The sequence below is a fragment of the Aliivibrio sp. S10_S31 genome, from assembly GCF_014694495.1.
Taxonomy (GTDB): Bacteria; Pseudomonadota; Gammaproteobacteria; order Enterobacterales; family Vibrionaceae; genus Aliivibrio; species Aliivibrio fischeri.
In genome coordinates this window covers 155,383-173,201 of the sequence record NZ_JAAUWR010000007.1, presented here as the reverse complement: position 1 = coordinate 173,201, position 17,819 = coordinate 155,383, and the positions used below count along the sequence as shown (strand labels likewise).

Genomic DNA, 17,819 nt, shown 5'->3' with positions numbered 1-17,819 from the left:
CACTTATTTACTATGATTAGTATAAAAAGAGTCATCGGTTTTTTTGGAATGAATAAAATGAGATTAAACTAAACTCACTTCAACATCACTTTGAACTTGGCTTGAACAGGCTAACGTATAACCTTGCGCAATATCTTCTTCACTCAGTGTTTCTGTGCTGGTGCGAGAAACGTCGCCTTTGGTTACTTTACACTTACACGATCCACACATACCACTACGACAGGCTATGATGATCGGAACGCCACTTTCTTCTAATACATCAGCAAGGGTTGCGCCTTTATCTATTTCTTTGGATACACCAAAAGCGGGTACATCAAATTGGACAACGCCTGAGTTTTCAACTGTATCCGTGATTTCAGGTTCAATAGGAGTAAAGCTTTCTTGAAAGAAGTGAGCCATGTCTAAGCCTATTGCTTCAACATATTTTTTCATGTCTTTCATGAAGTTTGTTGGGCCACATAAAAATACGCTTCTTTCGACTAAATCGGGGCACAATTTTGTTAACCACTCTTGATCTAATCGACCTTGTGGGTAATCGGTAAATTGGGGATTTTTCAGTAATAATTTAAGGTTGAAATTGGCATGCTGATTATTTAAATACTGAAGTTCATCAAAATAAATGGTGTGTTCTGGTGATTTTGCCATGTGGATAAAAGTAATATCTATATCTTTATTTTGAGCTATCCACGATTTCGCCATCGACATGACAGGAGTGATGCCACAGCCAGCGCTTAGTAACGCCACTTTTTTTCTTGGTTTACAATCAATAGAATTGAAAGGGCCTGTTGGTGCTAAAACAGCAACCTCATCGCCTTCATTCAATTGGTCAATTAGGTAGTTTGATACCTTACCACCTTCAACGCGTTTAATGGTTAGTTGCAGAAAATCTTGATTTGGAACTGAGCTGATAGAGTAAGCGCGGTATTCCATTTTACCCGCAATTTCAATACCGATGCTAACAAACTGACCCGGTTTAAAATCAAAGGTTTCTTTGTGTTCACTGATTAATTGTAGGCTAATCGTATCATCTGTTTCTTGCCATTTTTTATCACAACGAAGTTGAACTGGAGTGGTTGGCCAAATAAATTGTGTCATGTTTATTCTCTATTGGTCAGATTGTGTTGAATACACGCTAGCGAAAAATGCCCCAGATAACTGAGGCATAACTTGATGGATTTATTTGATTTGATTACGCGGCTAAAATAGCTTTTAAGTCGTCTTCTACATTACTGATACTGCGCATATCAAACTTCTCTTGAATGATAGCAAGTAGGTTATCCGTTAAGAACGCTGGTGCTGTTGGACCTGTGTAAATGCCTTTAACACCAAGAGCAAATAGAGTCAGTAGAATGACAATCGCTTTTTGTTCAAACCAAGAAAGTACCAGCGTTAATGGAAGTTCGTTAATGTCACAATCAAACTCTTTAGCTAGTGCAAGTGCGAGTTGAATAGCTGAATATGCATCATTACATTGACCAACATCCAATAAACGCGGGATACCATTAATATCGCCAAATTGGTTTTTGTTGAAACGGTATTTACCGCAAGCTAATGTCAGAATCACTGAGTCTTCAGGTGCTTGAGCAGTAAAGTCTGTGTAGTAGCTGCGTTCTGATTTATCGCCATCACAACCACCAACAAGGAAGAAGTGGCTAATGTTGCCTTCTTTTACTTGCTCAACAACTGCAGGAGCTGCAGCCATTAGTGCGTTACGACCAAATCCAATCGTGATCATTTGTTCAATTTCGTTGTGCTTGAAACCTTCTTGCGCTAGTGCACAATCAATAACCGTTGTGAAATCATCCCCTTCAATATGAGCCACACCCGGCCAGCCAACAATACTACGAGTAAATAGACGATCTGCATATTGACCTACATTTGGGTTTAATAGACAGTTTGATGTCATCACTATAGCACCAGGGAAGTTAGCAAATTCTTTTTGCTGGTTTTGCCATGCGCTGCCGTAGTTACCTACAAGATGAGGGTATTTTTTTAGTTCAGGGTAAGAATGAGCAGGCAGCATTTCACCATTAGTGTAAACATTGATGCCTTTACCTTCCGTTTGTTGAAGGATTTTTTCTAAGTCATGTAAATCGTGACCTGAAACCAGAATACATTTACCTTCGATAGTTTTAACGTTTACTTGTGATGGTTCTGGGTGACCAAACGTATCGGTTTCACCAGTATCTAGCATTTCCATGATACGGTAATTCATTAGGCCAATTTTCATTGAGCAATCTAGTAATTCACCGAGATCCGTAGGATCAGTGCCTAACCATGCCATGACTTGGTGATATTCAGCGAAAACGTCTTTGTCTGTTTGTCCAAGTACACGAGCATGCTCCATGTAAGCTGCAGCACCTTTCAGACCATATAAGCAAAGTAAACGTAAGCCAATAACGTCTTCATGTTGTGTTTCATGACCACGGTTTACGGCTGCTTGAGGAGCTAAAGCAATGATTTGCTCCGCTTCTGTTGGTAGTTCGAATTTTGCAGCTGGAGATAATTCATCTAATTCAGTGTTAGTAACTGTTGCTGCCGCACGTACCGTTTCTTCTAATTGTTGTTTGTAAGCTTGTGCTTGTAGTGCGAATTCAATAACACGCTCAGGGTCGAAGTTAACATTGGTTAGCGTGGCAAAGAAAGCTTTTGGTGCCCACTGATCGATTTCATCAAAAATGACATTTACTTTACGACCTTGCTCAGCCCAAAAAGAGACACCTTGAAGTGCATATACTAGAATATCTTGTAAGTCAGAAACTTCAGCGGTTTTACCGCACATACCTTGTGCAAAAGAACAGCCTTTTGTTGTTGGTGTTTGGATCGTTTGTTCACATTGGATACAGAACATAGTTGGAACTCCAGTCATTGATACGTATTGTTCAAATCATGCCAGTTCAATGCGTTCTATTTGTGCAATAGATTGTTGAACCAGTCGAGATTTGAATCGACATTGATGAATCATCTATTGCACAGTGCGTGCCATTTTTAAGTTGTTGATTTTTAATGATTTTAATCTTTGTTTTTATATAGCGATGTATTTATGACAACTGCGCTTGTTGTTTTAATGACATCGTTATGAGTGTTTGTATCAATTTGAAATACCTAATTTTTTTCCCATTCGATAGAGATTGCCACGATCCATTTGTAAAAATTCAGCTGCTTTTGCCCAAATACCATTCGATTCAGATAAAGCATGTTCAATTAATTGTTTTTGATAGCTTTCGACTAACTCTCTCATGGGCTGGCTTTGGTTAGGTAATAAGTTTGATGTGTTTTTAACATCGTTAGTGTGTTCTATATCCCCAAGAAAATGGGTTAAAGTGATGCTATTTGCATTTTCTTGAATGGCCCTTAAACTTGCGCGCATCAGCGTATGTTCAAGTTCTCGCACATTACCAAGCCAAGGAGTAGATTCTAAATGAGTCAGTGTTTTCGGATGGATATGTAGGTTGGGTACATTAAATTGAGTTCGAACTTTATCTAATAAGTAGCCAGATAGCACTGAAATATCGCCTTCACGTTCACGAAGTGGTGGAACATGAATAGGGAATACGTTGAGACGATGAAAAAGATCAGCACGAAAACGACCTTCTTCCACTTCTTTTTCTAGGTTACGGTTGGTTGCTGCAATAATACGTACATTCACCATTACGTTTTTATCAGAACCTACACGTTGAACTTCCCCTTGTTGGATAACCCGTAATAATTTCGCTTGAATTAACAGAGGCAGTTCACCTATTTCATCCAGAAAGAGCGTTCCTTTATCGGCTAATTCAAATTTTCCCGCTCGATGGTTATTTGCACCAGTAAATGCGCCTTTGACATGTCCAAATAGCTCACTCTCAGCTAATGATTCGGGTAGTGCTGCACAGTTAACATAAATCATTGGAAGTTCATTTCGTTGTGATTGTGCGTGCACAGAATGGGCGACTAACTCTTTACCAGAGCCTGTCTCTCCACTGATCAAAACGGCATAATCTGAATGGGCAACAGTACTTATGTTTGATTTAAGGCGAGTAATTTGAGGACTAATACCAATTAATTCGCCTTTTTGAATTCTAGCCTGCTGAATTAAGGTTTGGTTGATGGACTTTTGTTGCTGATTACTGTCTTGAAGGGTTTTGATCAGAGCTTTGTTATGTAAAGTTGCAGCGGCGAGGGCGGCAAAGGTTTCAATTGTAATGTCATCTATCTTTTTAAAAGCGCCCACTTCTAAGGCATCTAACGTGAGTACACCAACGAGCGTATCTTCTACATATAAACTGCAGCCTAAACAGTCGTGAACTTCTATGTTTATACTTTCATCTACGAGTAATAATCCATCGAACGGATCAGGTAGGTCTGAATTTGATTCAAATCTAACAGGATGTTTGCTTTGTAAAATCGCCTCTAACCTAGGATGGACTTGTGGTGGAAAACAACGTCCTAATACTGCTTGAGAAAGCCCCTTAACAGCGACTGGCTTAAGGCAGTGATCATTATCTAGAATAAAAAGGGCACTAGCATCACATGGAAATACCTGATGAATCGAGTTAATCAGACGTTGATAATGTAAATCGCTGGATAAGTTAGAGCTAAGATCCAAAGCTATTTGAAGTAATACTTTTTCCATAGAAGGTTTCATAAGACTGATATAACCTATGTGATGTGAAATTTACATCATGTTACCATATAAGCTCTTTCGTACGTAATGTCATGGCAGTTATTTTATTACCATTGACTAATTTTTCCTGTGAATTCTGTTGTAATAGCCCGCCTCTCGGGGAAGTTTTCATATAAGGTAATAATGTTCTTCTTTTTGTCTATTTTGTAGGCATAAAACAGTAAGCGCTGGTCAAAAACAAGTTGGTTGTAGTCGTCTAATTTGTTGTTATATGTAGGCTTAACCAACGGGCTTCTTTTGTTAATGTATAAAATGACTTGATTAAACAAGTTAAACTGCCGTGCTGTAATTTTCCATTTTGAAGTGCTATCACCATATTTTAAGGTTTGTAAAGCGACGTAGTTCCCTTTAAAACAGGTCATTTTTATCTGAAAGTTCGGATTCTTACTATCAATCAGATTCATTTTGTAATTGCAACCTGTGCCGTTAACAAAAGAAATAGAAATCAGAAGTAGTATTATAGCGGCAATAAAAATATTTATTTTAATTAAGCTTAGTTTGTTCATTTTTAATTAATTAGGACCCATGAGTGAATCAAATATAAGACAAAGTAAGTCAAAGTTGAGAATATAAGGATTTGAATCGGTGACGATGTTAATTTCCTTATAATTGCACTGTTTTTAGTGAGTGTAACATTATCAAGTGGTCGTTCTCTATTGTTAATGTTTATTGTTCTGTTTTGATATTTTATTGGTTCATCTATTATTAGCTTATATCCAACCTTAGGAATATTTTTTAATATTAACCCATCACGTTCAATTATTTTTCTGATGTTAGATATAGCAACAGCTAATGAGTTTGGACCTATAAAGTCAGGGTGTCCCCATGCGGTAACAATGAGGTCATTCTTGGTTATTGACGTATTTTTATTTTCTATAAGTAACTTTAAAATCTTACTTTCGGGAATGGTTATCACATAACTTTTATTATTTATGAGAATTTTCGGCCTATCTTCTAGCATTAATAAGGAATTTTTAAACTTTAAATTCATAGCGTTACAAATTATTTTTGATTTATCGCAAAGATAACACTTAGAATTTATAAAAAATCAGTCATTGATCACAATTAATAAGATTGTCATTATAAATTAATATTGTGAATACATCTTGATAAATCTTCTATCTATTTGTTATTAAAGGTTTTATATATAAATTATCCTTCATTATTAGTTTGTTTTGGCTGTTTTTTATATAATTCAATGCGTAAAAAATATGAATTAACTAATAAACATAACAAACAAGAAAGTAAGGCTTATGACTATATCTAATGCAAATGAAGCTATGTATTTTATAAATACTGCAAATGAATTAACCTTGGAAGAGATGTATTTTATTAACTCTATTTTTGGTATTGAGTTTTTTGTAGGTGTTAATAATGAATTATTTTGTGAAAGAGGTATTGACTCAGTCTATTGATTGCTTGGTATTTATAAGTGTTAATTAGTTGATGTTAAGTAAGCAGGTACCACTAAAGTAGTAAATAAAAAGGGATGATGGATGTTGTTAAAGAATAAAATACTATTATTTATATTCGTGTTGTTAGTTTCGATTGCGAGTGCTTTAACCTGGAATGGGTTCAGCGAGTTTAATCAAATAAATAAAGACATGATAATTAAGTCGACAGAAGATCGATCTAAATTAATATCTGTATCATTAGGAGAAAAGCTCGATGGTTATTTTTCATCTTTAAGAACATTTTCTATTTCTTACTATCCTGATGGGCAACTAGATGAAGTCACTACTACAAAGGATTTGAGAAAATTAGCAGAAAATAATGATACCAATAGTGCTTTTGTTGCGTTTGAATCAGGGCTTACCTTTGAAAATGGCCAATTTATCCCTAATTTTAATGCAAAGGAAGTAAAGAGAGAGTGGTTCATTCGAGGTTTTGCTGGTGAAAAAGAAATTATTACCGATGTGTACCAAAATACAGATGGTGTAAATGTGTTCGCATTTGCTGTTCCCATTTTAAATGATGACAAGGTCGTAGCTGTTGTGGCTATAGGGATTGAGCAAAATGTTTTAAATGCATTTATTGGCACGCTTACTGAACGCGGACAGATTTTTACCTATAATAACTTAGGTTATATCATCGCAGCGAAAAATCCTGACGACGTTAGTAAGAACATTAAAAATGTTGAACCAGAACTCGTTGATTTTGATTCTGGAAATACTCGATTTTATGACATCGATCATGATGATTATGTTTTGGCAAGTGCTGATAATTTATCTCGTTATGATTGGACGGTTGTCATGTATGAATATGAGGATGATGTTTATGCACCGAGTATGGCGATGTTAGAGAACTCTATTATCATCTTCTTTTTACTTCTTATTATCTCATTAGCGATTGTTTATTATGGTGTTATTTATTTAATCTATAAACCGATTGGTGGTGAACCAGAGAACATCTCTGAAATTCTATCTAATATTTCGGAAGGTGATTTATCTCAGCAATTAGTGGTGTCAGATAATGATACAGGTATATACCGTTCAGTTGTTACATTGAGCTCGAAGCTGTCAGAAATAGTGACATCAAGTCATTCAATTTCAAATAGTGTATCAGCAGCTTCGGAAGAATTGGCTGTCGTCATGTCTGATACCGCTAAGAATTCTCAACATGAACTGGCACAAGTTGAAGAAATTTCTACTGCGATCAGTGAGCTATCTAGTACTTCAAAAGAAGTGACAACAAATGCTGCTCAGGCGGAAGAAGAAGCACAAAAAGCAATAACAAATGTATCAAATGGACATAATACACTTGATAATTCGATCGCATTGACTGTTGATATTAATGAATCTGTACAACAAACTGCAGAGATGATCTCTGTATTACGTGATGATGCCATTAATATTGGCGAAGTGACGGACGTTATCAGCAGTATTTCAGAGCAAACGAACTTGCTTGCATTAAATGCTGCAATTGAGGCTGCACGTGCCGGTGAAGCGGGAAGAGGTTTTGCCGTGGTAGCTGATGAGGTTCGTAATCTAGCAGCTAAAACAAAGGAATCTACGAGTAATATTCAGGGGATTATTAGTAAGCTTCAAGCTCAGTCTGAAAACGCGAATAAGAATATGATGGAGAATGTCACGTCTATTCAAGAATCGGTGCATCTTATTGAAAGTGTGAAAACATCATTTAATGATATTGTCAGCTCAGTTCAATCGATTTCCGATATCAACACGTTAGTCGCAACGGCTTCACAAGAGCAATTCAGTGTGACGGAAGATATCGCTAAAAATACGACAAGAACGTTTGATCTGGTTACTCAAAATGTATCTGCGATTAATCAGACTCAGCAAGCAGCGGATGAATTATCGAAATTAGCGGTAGCGCAAAAAACCGAACTCGATTTCTTTAAGATGAATTGATTATCTTTATGACGCGATAAAAAATAGCCTTTAGTGAAAGCTAAAGGCTATTTTTGATTAAAGGAAAGTATATTTAAGCCGCTTTTTCTGCTTTCTTATCTTTCATTCTTAATGCAACGTTTACTAATGCAATAAGCACTGGTACTTCGATAAGAGGACCGATAACACCAGCAAATGCTTGGTCTGAGTTTAAACCAAATACAGCGATTGAAACGGCAATGGCTAATTCAAAGTTATTACCTGTTGCAGTAAAAGCAATTGAAGCATTCTTGTCATAAGGGATCCCCATCTTTTTACCAATAAAGAAGCTAGAGAAAAACATTAAAACAAAGTAAATAGTCAATGGAATCGCAATACGCACTACATCCATTGGTAGTTCAAGGATCATTTCACCTTTTAAACTAAACATTAGAACGATAGTGCCAAGTAATGCGATAAGTGTAATTGGTGAAATTTTCGGGATGAAAACAGTGTTGTACCATTCTTCCCCTTTTGCTGAAACCAAGATTTTACGACTTAAAAAACCAGCTATAAATGGAATACCTAAATAAATTAAAACACTGTGGGCGATGTCCATCATAGAAATGTCTACAACCATACTTTCGTAACCGAATACAGGAGGTAACACACTGATAAATAACCATGCCATAAAGCTATAAGTTACAATTTGGAATGCTGAGTTAATAGCAACTAAGGCTGCACCATACTCTTTATTACCACCACCAATATCGTTCCAAACTAATACCATTGCAATACAACGAGCCAAACCAATCAGAATGATCCCAACCATATAACCTGGATGATCGCCTAAAAAGATTAAGGCAAGAGCAAACATTAGAATAGGACCGACAATCCAGTTCATGATAAGAGAAAGAGTAACGGCTTGTTTATCTTTTACAACGGTACCAAGTAGGTTGTAATTCACTTTAGCTAATGGTGGATACATCATAAGTATTAAACCAATAGCTAGAGGAATATTGGTACTACCAACTGACATGGATTCATTCCATTCAGCAATTTGTGGAAACTGAACTCCAAGCAATACACCAATGGCCATGGCTAGGAAAATCCAGAGTGTAAGATATCTATCTAAGAAGCTAAGTTTAGGTTGCATGGTGGTTCCTTATTTTATTGAATCGTACATCGTCGAATCACGATTATAAATATCAAAAAATACGCCATTATCTAAACGGCGTTATTCGTATTACATCAAGATAGAGCGAGTTAACTGATCAAATGATGAAATACATTCGCGGTTTATTCGATAACACATTTTAGGTGGGATGGATTCTGCTGTGATGAATCCAGCCTGTTTTAATACTCTTAAATGCTCAGATACGGTTGATTGAGCAAGCCCAAGTTCAGAAACAAGATCGCTATTTAAACAACCTCCTGCTTTTTCTAAGTTTGATAGAATTTTTAAAATTCGAACTCGAGCAGGGTGAGCGAGTGCTTTTGCTAATGATGCAAAGTGTGTTTCTAACTGTAGTTCTTGCTCTGATGTTGAAAAAGAACATTTATTGGTCGCTTTACATTCAGCTGTCATGTTTACTCATATATCAATCGTGAAATTACGATTAACTATAGAGGTACTGTTAAAGAAGATCAAGACAAAATAAAAAGAAACTCAATTATGTTTACAAAATAATCGTGATAAAGCTCTAATAACAATGTGTTTTTTGATAAAAAAAGAGCAGATTTTTGTTGTTCTACCGATAAAGAAGTAGGTGATTAACTTATGGAGCAACATCATGATAAATGGAATTCAGACAGGAGTAGGGTTAACAACGTATCCTAAACCTAGAATGCCGTTAAATTCAGTTCCTGTTTCTGCTGTTTCAATGAATGCTTTAAGTGTGCAGCGTGATACTGTCTCTCTATCAGTTGAAGGAAAAGCGCTATTACGTGCACTACAAGAAATAGAAAAAGACAGTAAATTTAAGCAGTCAGAAACTGAAGGTGTCTCCGATCAAGTTGAATCGTTTGCTCATGGAGCGTTGGGTATTAATCATCCTGATGCGATTGAGGAAGAAGATGATACTTCTTATTCTGCAGGACAATATGTGTCAGCAGCGTTAACCGTTGGTGGGATACTACTTGCGTTAGCTTAACGATTATTCATGTATTTCTAGTAATTAATAACGTAAAGTAGTTCTATCTTTTATTTATGGATTAATACGTTATGGCTCGATTGGGAATGGTGATACAACTTGTATTAGCGAGTTCTATTTTTTATTTAGGTTATACAATTTACTCTTTTACACACTCAATAAATACGGTTGTGGATCAATATCCAGAATTAATGAAAGAAGTAAATAAAACGGCAGATAAGTTAGAGATAGAACAATGGTTACTTTTGGCTCAGCATCTTGAAGAATTGACGCCTCAAGCTCTCGAATTGGTCAGTGAAGTTAAAAATACCATTAACAATGTTAATCAAACTGTTGCTTCTGTTGATAGCAAAATTCCATTGATTCTTAATGAAGTACAATCAATCAGAACCGAATCATTACCAGAAGTTATTACTGTAATGAATACAGTAAATAAAGAAACAATACCAAATACATTAATTGAACTGAAAAATTATCGTGAACAGGTATTCCCAAAAGCGTTTGTTGAAAGTAAAGGCTACCGCATAACAACGATTCCAGCGGTATTGAAAGAGTCAGAAAAGCTGCGTAAAGAAGTTCCACCTATTATGCTAAAAGCAGATCAAATCATTGATAAAACAGAAGAACTTTCTCAACAAGCGACTCAAGGTGCGGTAAAAGGGGTGATAATGTCACCATTTAATTTATTAAAAGAAGCAGGAAATGAAATTCAGTCTAAGGTGAATGAGTAGTTTCTTATAAACATTACTAATTATGATAATAGCATTTTATTAAGTTTATTCTTTTGAGGTGCTATTAATAAATTATGTCCATCTGCAACAATACGCGACCATTTATTTTTTGGAATCGTATGCAAGTTGTTGAATATAAAACAGAGAGGACCATAATTACGCTGTCATATGAGTCTGGTTTTTTTCTACGTGATTCTAGTTATCTTTATGTATCCTTATATTCGTTAACACATAAAAAGAAACATGTATCAAAAATTGATATTAATATCCTTAATATCATAGATTCGAATTGGATTGAAAATTATGAAAATCTAATTTTAGAAAATTACTTTAATTAAAGGCATATATTTAATTTATGAAGTGTGAACATAAAATGGAACTTTACCAAAAAGCCGATCTACTAAGATCGGCTTTTTTATTTTTACAGCTTTCCAACGGTTGCCCAAATCGCACTTAAAACGTCTTGGCCAAAGGCGATGCTTCTTTCCGGGGACCAACCATATAGCTCATCAGCATGGCTAATATGATCTTTAAATGGCATTTCAACCGTGTAAGAGAGACATTTAAATTGCTCTCCAACCCAGTTTGAGCCCACCGTTAAATTAGCGGTTCCCGGTTCATCTTTGTCATAACCAATGTCATCTTGGAACTCAGGAGTAATGGTTAGCAATGCTTGTTTAAATGTGTTCTCAAGAGCTGCAATGCGGTCATCATATGATGGAATGCCTTCGCCACCTGCCACAAAGTTATATGGAATCGCTTCATCACCGTGAATATCTAAGAACATATCAACACCTGTCTCTAACATACGTTCACGTACTAGAAAGACTTCAGGTGATCTTTCCATTGATGGTGTTTGCCATTCACGGTTTAAGTTTACGCCAATGGCATTGGTACGTAAGTGACCACGAATACTGCCATCAGGGTTCATGTTAGGAACAATATGGAACACGACTTTATCAAGCAGAGCGCGGCCTACTGTATCGGTTTCATCTAACAAGCGAAGCAGCAAACCTTCAATAAACCATTCAGCCATGGTTTCCCCTGGGTGCTGGCGACCAGTGATCCAGATGTTCTTTTTCCCTTCGGCAGGCTCACCAATGGTTAGAATACTGATGTCATTATTATCTAATGTGACCCCAAGAGTTTCTAATTGGCAGCTATGATGGGTTTGTGCACCGTGTAATAGATCTTGATGGCGATCGTATGAGTAAGGCGCAAAGTAAGCAAAATACATTGAACGGTATTCTGGAATTACGTTAAAGCTTAGCGTGTCACCATCAAACTCAGTAGGAATACGAAACCATTCTTCACGATCATAAGACGCGACAACATCATAATCCTGCCAACCTTCTGGATAGGCTGATGTTGCTAAATTCAATATTTTGAAGTTATGTTCTTGCTGAGGCTGGCTCTCTAAGCGAAAGTGAAACCATTGGGAGATCTCAGTTTGATTATCGGCAGGAATGGTCAACTGGATATCATTAGGCGATTCTGCCGTTACTACATGAATATTGCCACTTTCAAAATTGCTGAATATTTTCATACTATTTCACTTCTTTAGATCAGAATTTGAATAAGATTAATTGACTGACTTATTCAATACGTTTGTTAAACGATTTACCGCTTCTACTAATTCATTTGGTTTAGCATTAGTAAAGTTTAGTCGTAAAGCTGCAGGGCTGCCTTCTGGTTTTGGGTAAAACACAGGACTAGGAACAACAGCCACCCCATTGGCGATCAATGTGCTCGCAAGTTCAAATGTATCGCAATCTGGTAATGATACCCAAATAAACATGCCACCATCAACGGCGTTAACTTCACATTGTGCCGGAAGTTGTGTTTTAAGTTCATTGTATAAAACATCATAACGCTGTTTATAAAGCGTTTGGATGGTTTGCATATGCTGTTCAAATTTCTCATGTTTGAGTAAGCCAAGTAACAGGGCTTGCATAGGTACGCTTGAGTGTAAATCTGCACCTTGCTTTACTTTAATTAATGGTTCGATATAACTCTTTTTACCGGTGACAACACCAATACGTAAACCTGGAGAGGCTATTTTAGAGAAAGAGCGTAATACAATTGAATCTTGAGGGCAGAAACTGGATACCATTGGCAACGCTTCGCCAGTAAAACGAAGTTCGCGATAAGGAGCATCTTCAATAAAAGCGACGTTATGCTGAATACACAATTCAGCCACTTTTTTACGGGTTTCTAATGACCAACATACACCTGTTGGATTGTGGAAATCAGGAACCGCGTAAAACATTTTCGGTGACTCTTGAATAAAGCATTGCTCTAGTTCTTCAAGATTAGGTCCAAACTCCGTTTGAGATACGGTGGAAATACTTGCTTGAACTAACCCAAAGACTTGCATTGCACCAAGGTAGCTAGGTGCTTCCATTACCACAGTATCGCCCGGGTTAATGTAAGCTCGAGCAATCAAGTCTAGTCCTTGTTGAGAGCCAGTACATATCATTGGTAAGTGGTTTTCAGGCAATTCAAACTTCTGTGTAAGAAACTCTAAAAGTGGGGCGTAACCTGCTGTTGCACCATATTGAAAGACATCTGGCATATCAGATAAGCTTTCAAGAATTGGTTTCATTATTTCAATGGGAAAGGTCTCTTCATCAGGTAACCCACCAGCAAGAGAAATGACGTTTTTGTCTGAAGCCGCAGCCAGAATTTCTCTAATGTAAGAGGATTGAATTTGTTGCAGAGAATGAGCGATTTCCATATATTTTCCCATAAAATAATATTTTTTAACTGATTCGATAGTACAAGGCGTTGTATAACTTTGTTTGTCCGTTTATGCTTATAAATATGTCCATTTATGCTATTTTTCGATCATGAGCCGACAACATCTATCAAGAATTAATGATGTTTTATTTCATATTCACAAAGACATTAGCAAAGAGCTTGCAGTGAAAGATTTGGCAGATGTTGCTGCTTATTCTGAACAACATTTTCATCGGATCTTTAAACAAGTGGTGGGGGAATCCATTCATCAATATATTCGTCGTACAAGAATGGAGTATGCCGCAAACCAATTGATGTTTGACACAAAATCCTCTGTACTAGATATTGCGAATACGTGTGGATTTAGTTCACTTTCTTCTTTTAGCCGTGCGTTTAAATCTACGTTTGGTATGGCTCCAGGGGAGTGGAGAAAACACGATTTACAAATATCGGATAAACCGTATTTAAAAGACGATGAAATTGCTGCAGGTTATGTCAGTGTGGCAGATAAACCATTACCTCAACCAAAAATTATTGAAGTAGAAGATAGACTTGCCGCTTATGTAAGGCATGAGGGTTACAATCGTTCTATTCGAAATGCATGGTTAATATTAAAAGCGTGGGCAAATTCAGAAGAGCGTGACTTCTCAACTCAATTTGGCTTACATCATTCTAATCCTGCATGGGTTGAATTAGCTAAATGCCGATATGTCGCGTGTATAGCGATAGATAAACCACTTAAATATCGTGGCGTCGTGAATCAAATGGTGATCCCTGGTGGTTTACACGCCGTATTTAAGTTAAGTGGTGTATATGGGCAACTTCTTCCACAGATTAGTCACGTATTAGAGAGATGGTTGCCGGCGTCGGGATTTAAATTGAGATCAACACCGGCTTACGTTCGTTATCACAAAAACCATTTTTTAAATGAAAACGAAGAGTTTGAGTTAGATTTTTATTTACCAATTAGCTTTTATTAATGTTCTCAATGGTTATCTTTTTTCTTGTTTTTAGAGATGCGATCATAATGGAGATAATCACAATAATCAGTGCTGATTTTTGACCTAAAGAAATAGGCTCATGATAAACCCACAATGCTAATGCCAAGTGGAATGTCGGCTCAATGTATTGCAATAAACTGATTTTACTTAATGGTGTTTTGAGTAATGAAATTGTCAGTAGCAAAATAGGCAGCAGCTGCAGTGGTGCTGTCCCCACTAATAATCCCCATTCTGTTGAAGATAATCCAGATGAATGGGTTGCTATATACAATAGAGCTAGGGGAGCAAAAATAATATGTTCAAAGAAAATGGCACCAAAGGTGTTTAATGTGACCAATTTTTTTATGGCGATATAGCTAGCAAAAGAGACAGAGATAGCCAAGCTAAGTAAAGGTAATTGTTTGTCTAAAATGACATAGACAGCAATAGCCAATACCATTAAAAATAACGCAATTTTTTGATTTTTCTGGATTTGCTCTTTAAAGAAAATAAAGCCCATAAAAAACACCATTACAGGTGTAATGTAGAAAGCTAAAGAAGCCGCCATAATATTATTACTGATGGTGGCATAAACAAAACCGAGCCAAGATAGGTTCATCAAAATACCGGCAGCAGCAGCTAAGGCAATGTTTTTAGGAGTGCATTGGGCTTTATTGATTAACTTGGGTTGGTAGGCGAAAAGCGCTACTAAGATTATGGCTGACCAAAAAATACGACTTGATAGGATCAACATAGGTTCCATCGTACCAAGTTGATGGAAATAGATAGGAACTAATCCCCAAACAATAAACGCTAATGCGCCAAAAAACGCTGACATTATGAACCTTAAATAGTTAATAGCGATAGAGCTGTGATTTTATGCTTATCAAGGTGTTTTGGCTATTTTTTCCGTATAGCGAATACATGGTTTTTTAGAAGTGGTCTATAGTAATAATGTGTAAATATTGAGCATGAATGAGTAAGGAGCGAGTATGAATAATCAATATGTACCCCCAAAAGTTTGGACATCAGAAACGGACAGCAGTGGTCAATGGGCGAGCATCAATCGACCATACTCAGGGGCAAGGCATGAGCGAGAATTGCCTATTGGTGAACATACTTTACAGCTGTACTCTTTAGCGACACCAAACGGACAAAAAGTAACGATTCTATTGGAAGAGTTACTCGCATTAGGGATTAAAGAGGCCGAATATGACGCATATTTAATTAATATTGGGGAGGGAGATCAATTTGCATCTGGCTTTGTTGATATTAACCCAAACTCAAAGATCCCTGCGTTAGTTGATCATTCTGTTGATCCTGAACTCCATGTATTTGAATCTGGAGCTATTTTATTATACTTGGCTGATAAGTTTGGGCATTTTATTCCTAAAGATGTTTCTGGTCGTGCTCAAGTATTAAATTGGCTATTTTGGTTACAGGGCTCGGCCCCATATTTAGGTGGTGGTTTCGGTCACTTCTATGCGTATGCGCCAGAAAAATATGAATATCCTATTAATCGATTCTCAATGGAGGCAAAACGCCAATTAGATGTGCTTGATAAGCAGCTTGCTACCACCAAATACATTGCTGGTAATGAATATAGTATTGCTGATATGGCTATTTGGTCTTGGTATGGCAATCTAGTATTAGGGAATTTATATGATGCAGCAGAGTTTTTAGATGTCGAAAGCTATGTGCATGTTCTTGAATGGGCAAAAGAAATCGCGCAACGCAAAGGAGTTCAACGTGGGCGTATTGTAAACCGCTCATGGGGCGAGGCATGGGAGCAAGTGCCAGAGCGTCATAGTGCAGAAGATATTGATTTCATTTTGAATCTACAACCTAAGTAAACCACGCATTGTTTTACGTTTTAATACAAAAGGCGACAGGATAATACTGTCGCCTTTGTTGTTTTATCTATTCGCATTTTTAGGTTTAGTTTATCTAACTAGTGAAGTACTACATCTCAAATAGGAAGTAATAACCGTAGCCAACTACAAATGCAGGAACTGCTGAGTAGAAGGTTGCAACCATTGCGGCTTTTGGAGCTAATGCAATGGCAGGGAAAAGAGCATCACCATCATTTGAAATTGCATTTGAAAGCTGTGCTGACATTGGCATCGCACCTGATAGATATAGACTCGTTACTAGGATTTGAGGACCACAGCCAGGTAGTAAACCGATAGCTAAACCAATTAATGGCATCCATATTCCATAACCTAAGAAGACAGTTTGTAAATTAATACCTGAGAAATAAGTTGTTAGTTCGAAAATTAAGAAGGCAACAATAACCCAGGCAGAAACAAAATTCGTATCTTGTGCTGCTTTTTGTATAGGGTGAGAACTTACGCACTTATTATCTTCAGAAACTGTCGATTGATAATCACTGATCTCTTTAGTTAATGCCCATAACATCATGCTGCCAATCGCTAATATTGCTCCAACCCATTCAATGCTATGTTCTGGTAGGTGAAACAATTGGTTAATATCGACTTGGAATGAGCCTAAAACCGCAACAATTGTTGCTGGAATTAATACCAACTTCCAAAAAGTGCCTTGTAGATTAATCGCTTTTACTTGTAAACATGGAATATCTTGTTTAGTTGGTTCTTTAATTTGTGGTGATTCAGGACGCAAGAAGTCATCTTTATGGATAGCGTTTACTACCATCCCTGAAACAATACCAACAACAACGCCTAATGCCATTACACCAAACCCAACTTTTGGTTGAGCTGCAATTAATAAGAAAGCGGCATCTCCCATGGTTGCTGTTAATACTGCAACGACAGAACCGAATCCTACCTTTCCGCTAATATATTGAGTCGTAACAACAATGGCACCACCACAGCCTGGAAGTGCACCAAGTAGAGATGAGAAGACAACTTGGTTAGTACGAGATTTGTTATACAAAGCAGTAATACGATTGGTTTTACCCATGATATTTGAAAGGTAATGATAAATAACTAAGGTAAAAGCAACGTAGGTTGAAACCGCCCAAAAAGCATCAGATAGAGTTGTAACGGTAAGGTCTCGTGTTGTTTCTGCACCAACTAATGCTAGTAAAGTGATAGGTAATATTAAGCGTTTATGTTGCAAAGAAAATTGCGACAACGAAAGCGATTGAGAAAATGAATTAGTAGTCATCATAATAAAAAACCATTAGTAAATGCGAATGATTATTAGTAAATGCAAATGAGAATTATTATCAACTATCATTT

At 36.8% G+C, this 17,819-nt stretch carries 17 protein-coding genes; 6 read left to right on the top strand and 11 right to left on the bottom strand.

What is annotated here, in order from left to right; translation table 11 throughout:
- Positions 1-63: 63 nt before the first annotated feature.
- The 5 genes from HC728_RS08455 to HC728_RS08435 form a co-directional block, all read right to left on the bottom strand.
- Positions 64-1,095, bottom strand: coding sequence for a hybrid-cluster NAD(P)-dependent oxidoreductase (locus tag HC728_RS08455; protein WP_065603613.1), 1,032 nt, complete (start codon positions 1,093-1,095; stop codon positions 64-66).
- A 94-nt stretch (positions 1,096-1,189) separates the two neighbouring features.
- Positions 1,190-2,851, bottom strand: a complete 1,662-nt coding sequence (hcp, locus tag HC728_RS08450) for a hydroxylamine reductase (RefSeq protein ID WP_065621451.1) — start codon at positions 2,849-2,851, stop codon at positions 1,190-1,192.
- Between the two features lie 240 nt (positions 2,852-3,091).
- Positions 3,092-4,627, bottom strand: a complete 1,536-nt coding sequence (norR, locus tag HC728_RS08445) for a nitric oxide reductase transcriptional regulator NorR (RefSeq protein WP_065603617.1) — start codon at positions 4,625-4,627, stop codon at positions 3,092-3,094.
- An 86-nt stretch (positions 4,628-4,713) separates the two neighbouring features.
- Positions 4,714-5,172, bottom strand: a complete 459-nt coding sequence (locus tag HC728_RS08440) for a hypothetical protein (protein ID WP_065603619.1) — start codon at positions 5,170-5,172, stop codon at positions 4,714-4,716.
- 2 nt (positions 5,173-5,174) lie between these two features.
- Complete coding sequence (locus HC728_RS08435; RefSeq protein ID WP_235630874.1) at positions 5,175-5,627, bottom strand: winged helix-turn-helix domain-containing protein; 453 nt, start codon at positions 5,625-5,627, stop codon at positions 5,175-5,177.
- Between the two features lie 292 nt (positions 5,628-5,919).
- Between HC728_RS08435 and HC728_RS08430 the strand changes: the two genes are divergently transcribed.
- Both HC728_RS08430 and HC728_RS08425 read left to right on the top strand, forming a co-directional pair.
- Complete coding sequence (locus tag HC728_RS08430) at positions 5,920-6,081, top strand: hypothetical protein (protein WP_012535003.1); 162 nt, start codon at positions 5,920-5,922, stop codon at positions 6,079-6,081.
- A gap of 81 nt (positions 6,082-6,162) precedes the next feature.
- On the top strand, positions 6,163-8,037 hold the full coding sequence (locus HC728_RS08425; RefSeq protein ID WP_065603622.1) for a methyl-accepting chemotaxis protein: 1,875 nt from the start codon (positions 6,163-6,165) through the stop codon (positions 8,035-8,037).
- A 73-nt stretch (positions 8,038-8,110) separates the two neighbouring features.
- Here HC728_RS08425 and arsB read toward each other — a convergent pair whose 3' ends face one another.
- Together arsB and HC728_RS08415 are read right to left on the bottom strand one after the other, a co-directional pair.
- Positions 8,111-9,151 (bottom strand): ACR3 family arsenite efflux transporter, encoded by a 1,041-nt coding sequence (arsB, locus tag HC728_RS08420; protein WP_065603623.1) that lies wholly within the window; start codon positions 9,149-9,151, stop codon positions 8,111-8,113.
- 90 nt (positions 9,152-9,241) lie between these two features.
- Positions 9,242-9,583, bottom strand: a complete 342-nt coding sequence (locus HC728_RS08415) for a helix-turn-helix transcriptional regulator (RefSeq protein ID WP_065596935.1) — start codon at positions 9,581-9,583, stop codon at positions 9,242-9,244.
- A 259-nt stretch (positions 9,584-9,842) separates the two neighbouring features.
- Here HC728_RS08415 and HC728_RS08410 point away from each other — a divergent pair, with 259 nt between their 5' ends.
- Complete coding sequence (locus tag HC728_RS08410; RefSeq protein WP_235630873.1) at positions 9,843-10,148, top strand: hypothetical protein; 306 nt, start codon at positions 9,843-9,845, stop codon at positions 10,146-10,148.
- 71 nt (positions 10,149-10,219) lie between these two features.
- The gene (locus HC728_RS08405; protein ID WP_065603626.1) at positions 10,220-10,879 is read left to right on the top strand and encodes a hypothetical protein; all 660 of its coding nucleotides are present in this window, start codon (positions 10,220-10,222) and stop codon (positions 10,877-10,879) included.
- A 421-nt stretch (positions 10,880-11,300) separates the two neighbouring features.
- On the opposite strand, the gene HC728_RS08400 is transcribed toward HC728_RS08405, so the two are convergent.
- Positions 11,301-12,425, bottom strand: a complete 1,125-nt coding sequence (locus tag HC728_RS08400; RefSeq protein WP_005423356.1) for a M14-type cytosolic carboxypeptidase — start codon at positions 12,423-12,425, stop codon at positions 11,301-11,303.
- 36 nt (positions 12,426-12,461) lie between these two features.
- Complete coding sequence (locus HC728_RS08395) at positions 12,462-13,616, bottom strand: PLP-dependent aminotransferase family protein (protein ID WP_190395302.1); 1,155 nt, start codon at positions 13,614-13,616, stop codon at positions 12,462-12,464.
- Positions 13,617-13,728: 112 nt separating this feature from the next.
- Here HC728_RS08395 and HC728_RS08390 point away from each other — a divergent pair, with 112 nt between their 5' ends.
- Entirely contained in the window at positions 13,729-14,598 is an 870-nt protein-coding gene (locus HC728_RS08390; RefSeq protein ID WP_065621450.1) for a GyrI-like domain-containing protein, read from the top strand.
- On the opposite strand, the gene HC728_RS08385 is transcribed toward HC728_RS08390, so the two are convergent.
- Entirely contained in the window at positions 14,585-15,436 is an 852-nt protein-coding gene (locus tag HC728_RS08385) for an EamA family transporter (RefSeq protein ID WP_072054158.1), read from the bottom strand. The two genes, HC728_RS08390 and HC728_RS08385, sit on opposite strands and share 14 nt — an antisense overlap.
- A 154-nt stretch (positions 15,437-15,590) precedes the next feature.
- Between HC728_RS08385 and yghU the strand changes: the two genes are divergently transcribed.
- A complete protein-coding gene (gene yghU / locus HC728_RS08380; RefSeq protein WP_190395301.1) occupies positions 15,591-16,451 on the top strand; it encodes a glutathione-dependent disulfide-bond oxidoreductase in 861 nt (286 codons plus the stop codon).
- Between the two features lie 109 nt (positions 16,452-16,560).
- On the opposite strand, the gene HC728_RS08375 is transcribed toward yghU, so the two are convergent.
- On the bottom strand, positions 16,561-17,748 hold the full coding sequence (locus tag HC728_RS08375) for a putative manganese transporter (RefSeq protein ID WP_190395300.1): 1,188 nt from the start codon (positions 17,746-17,748) through the stop codon (positions 16,561-16,563).
- Positions 17,749-17,819 lie beyond the last annotated feature (71 nt).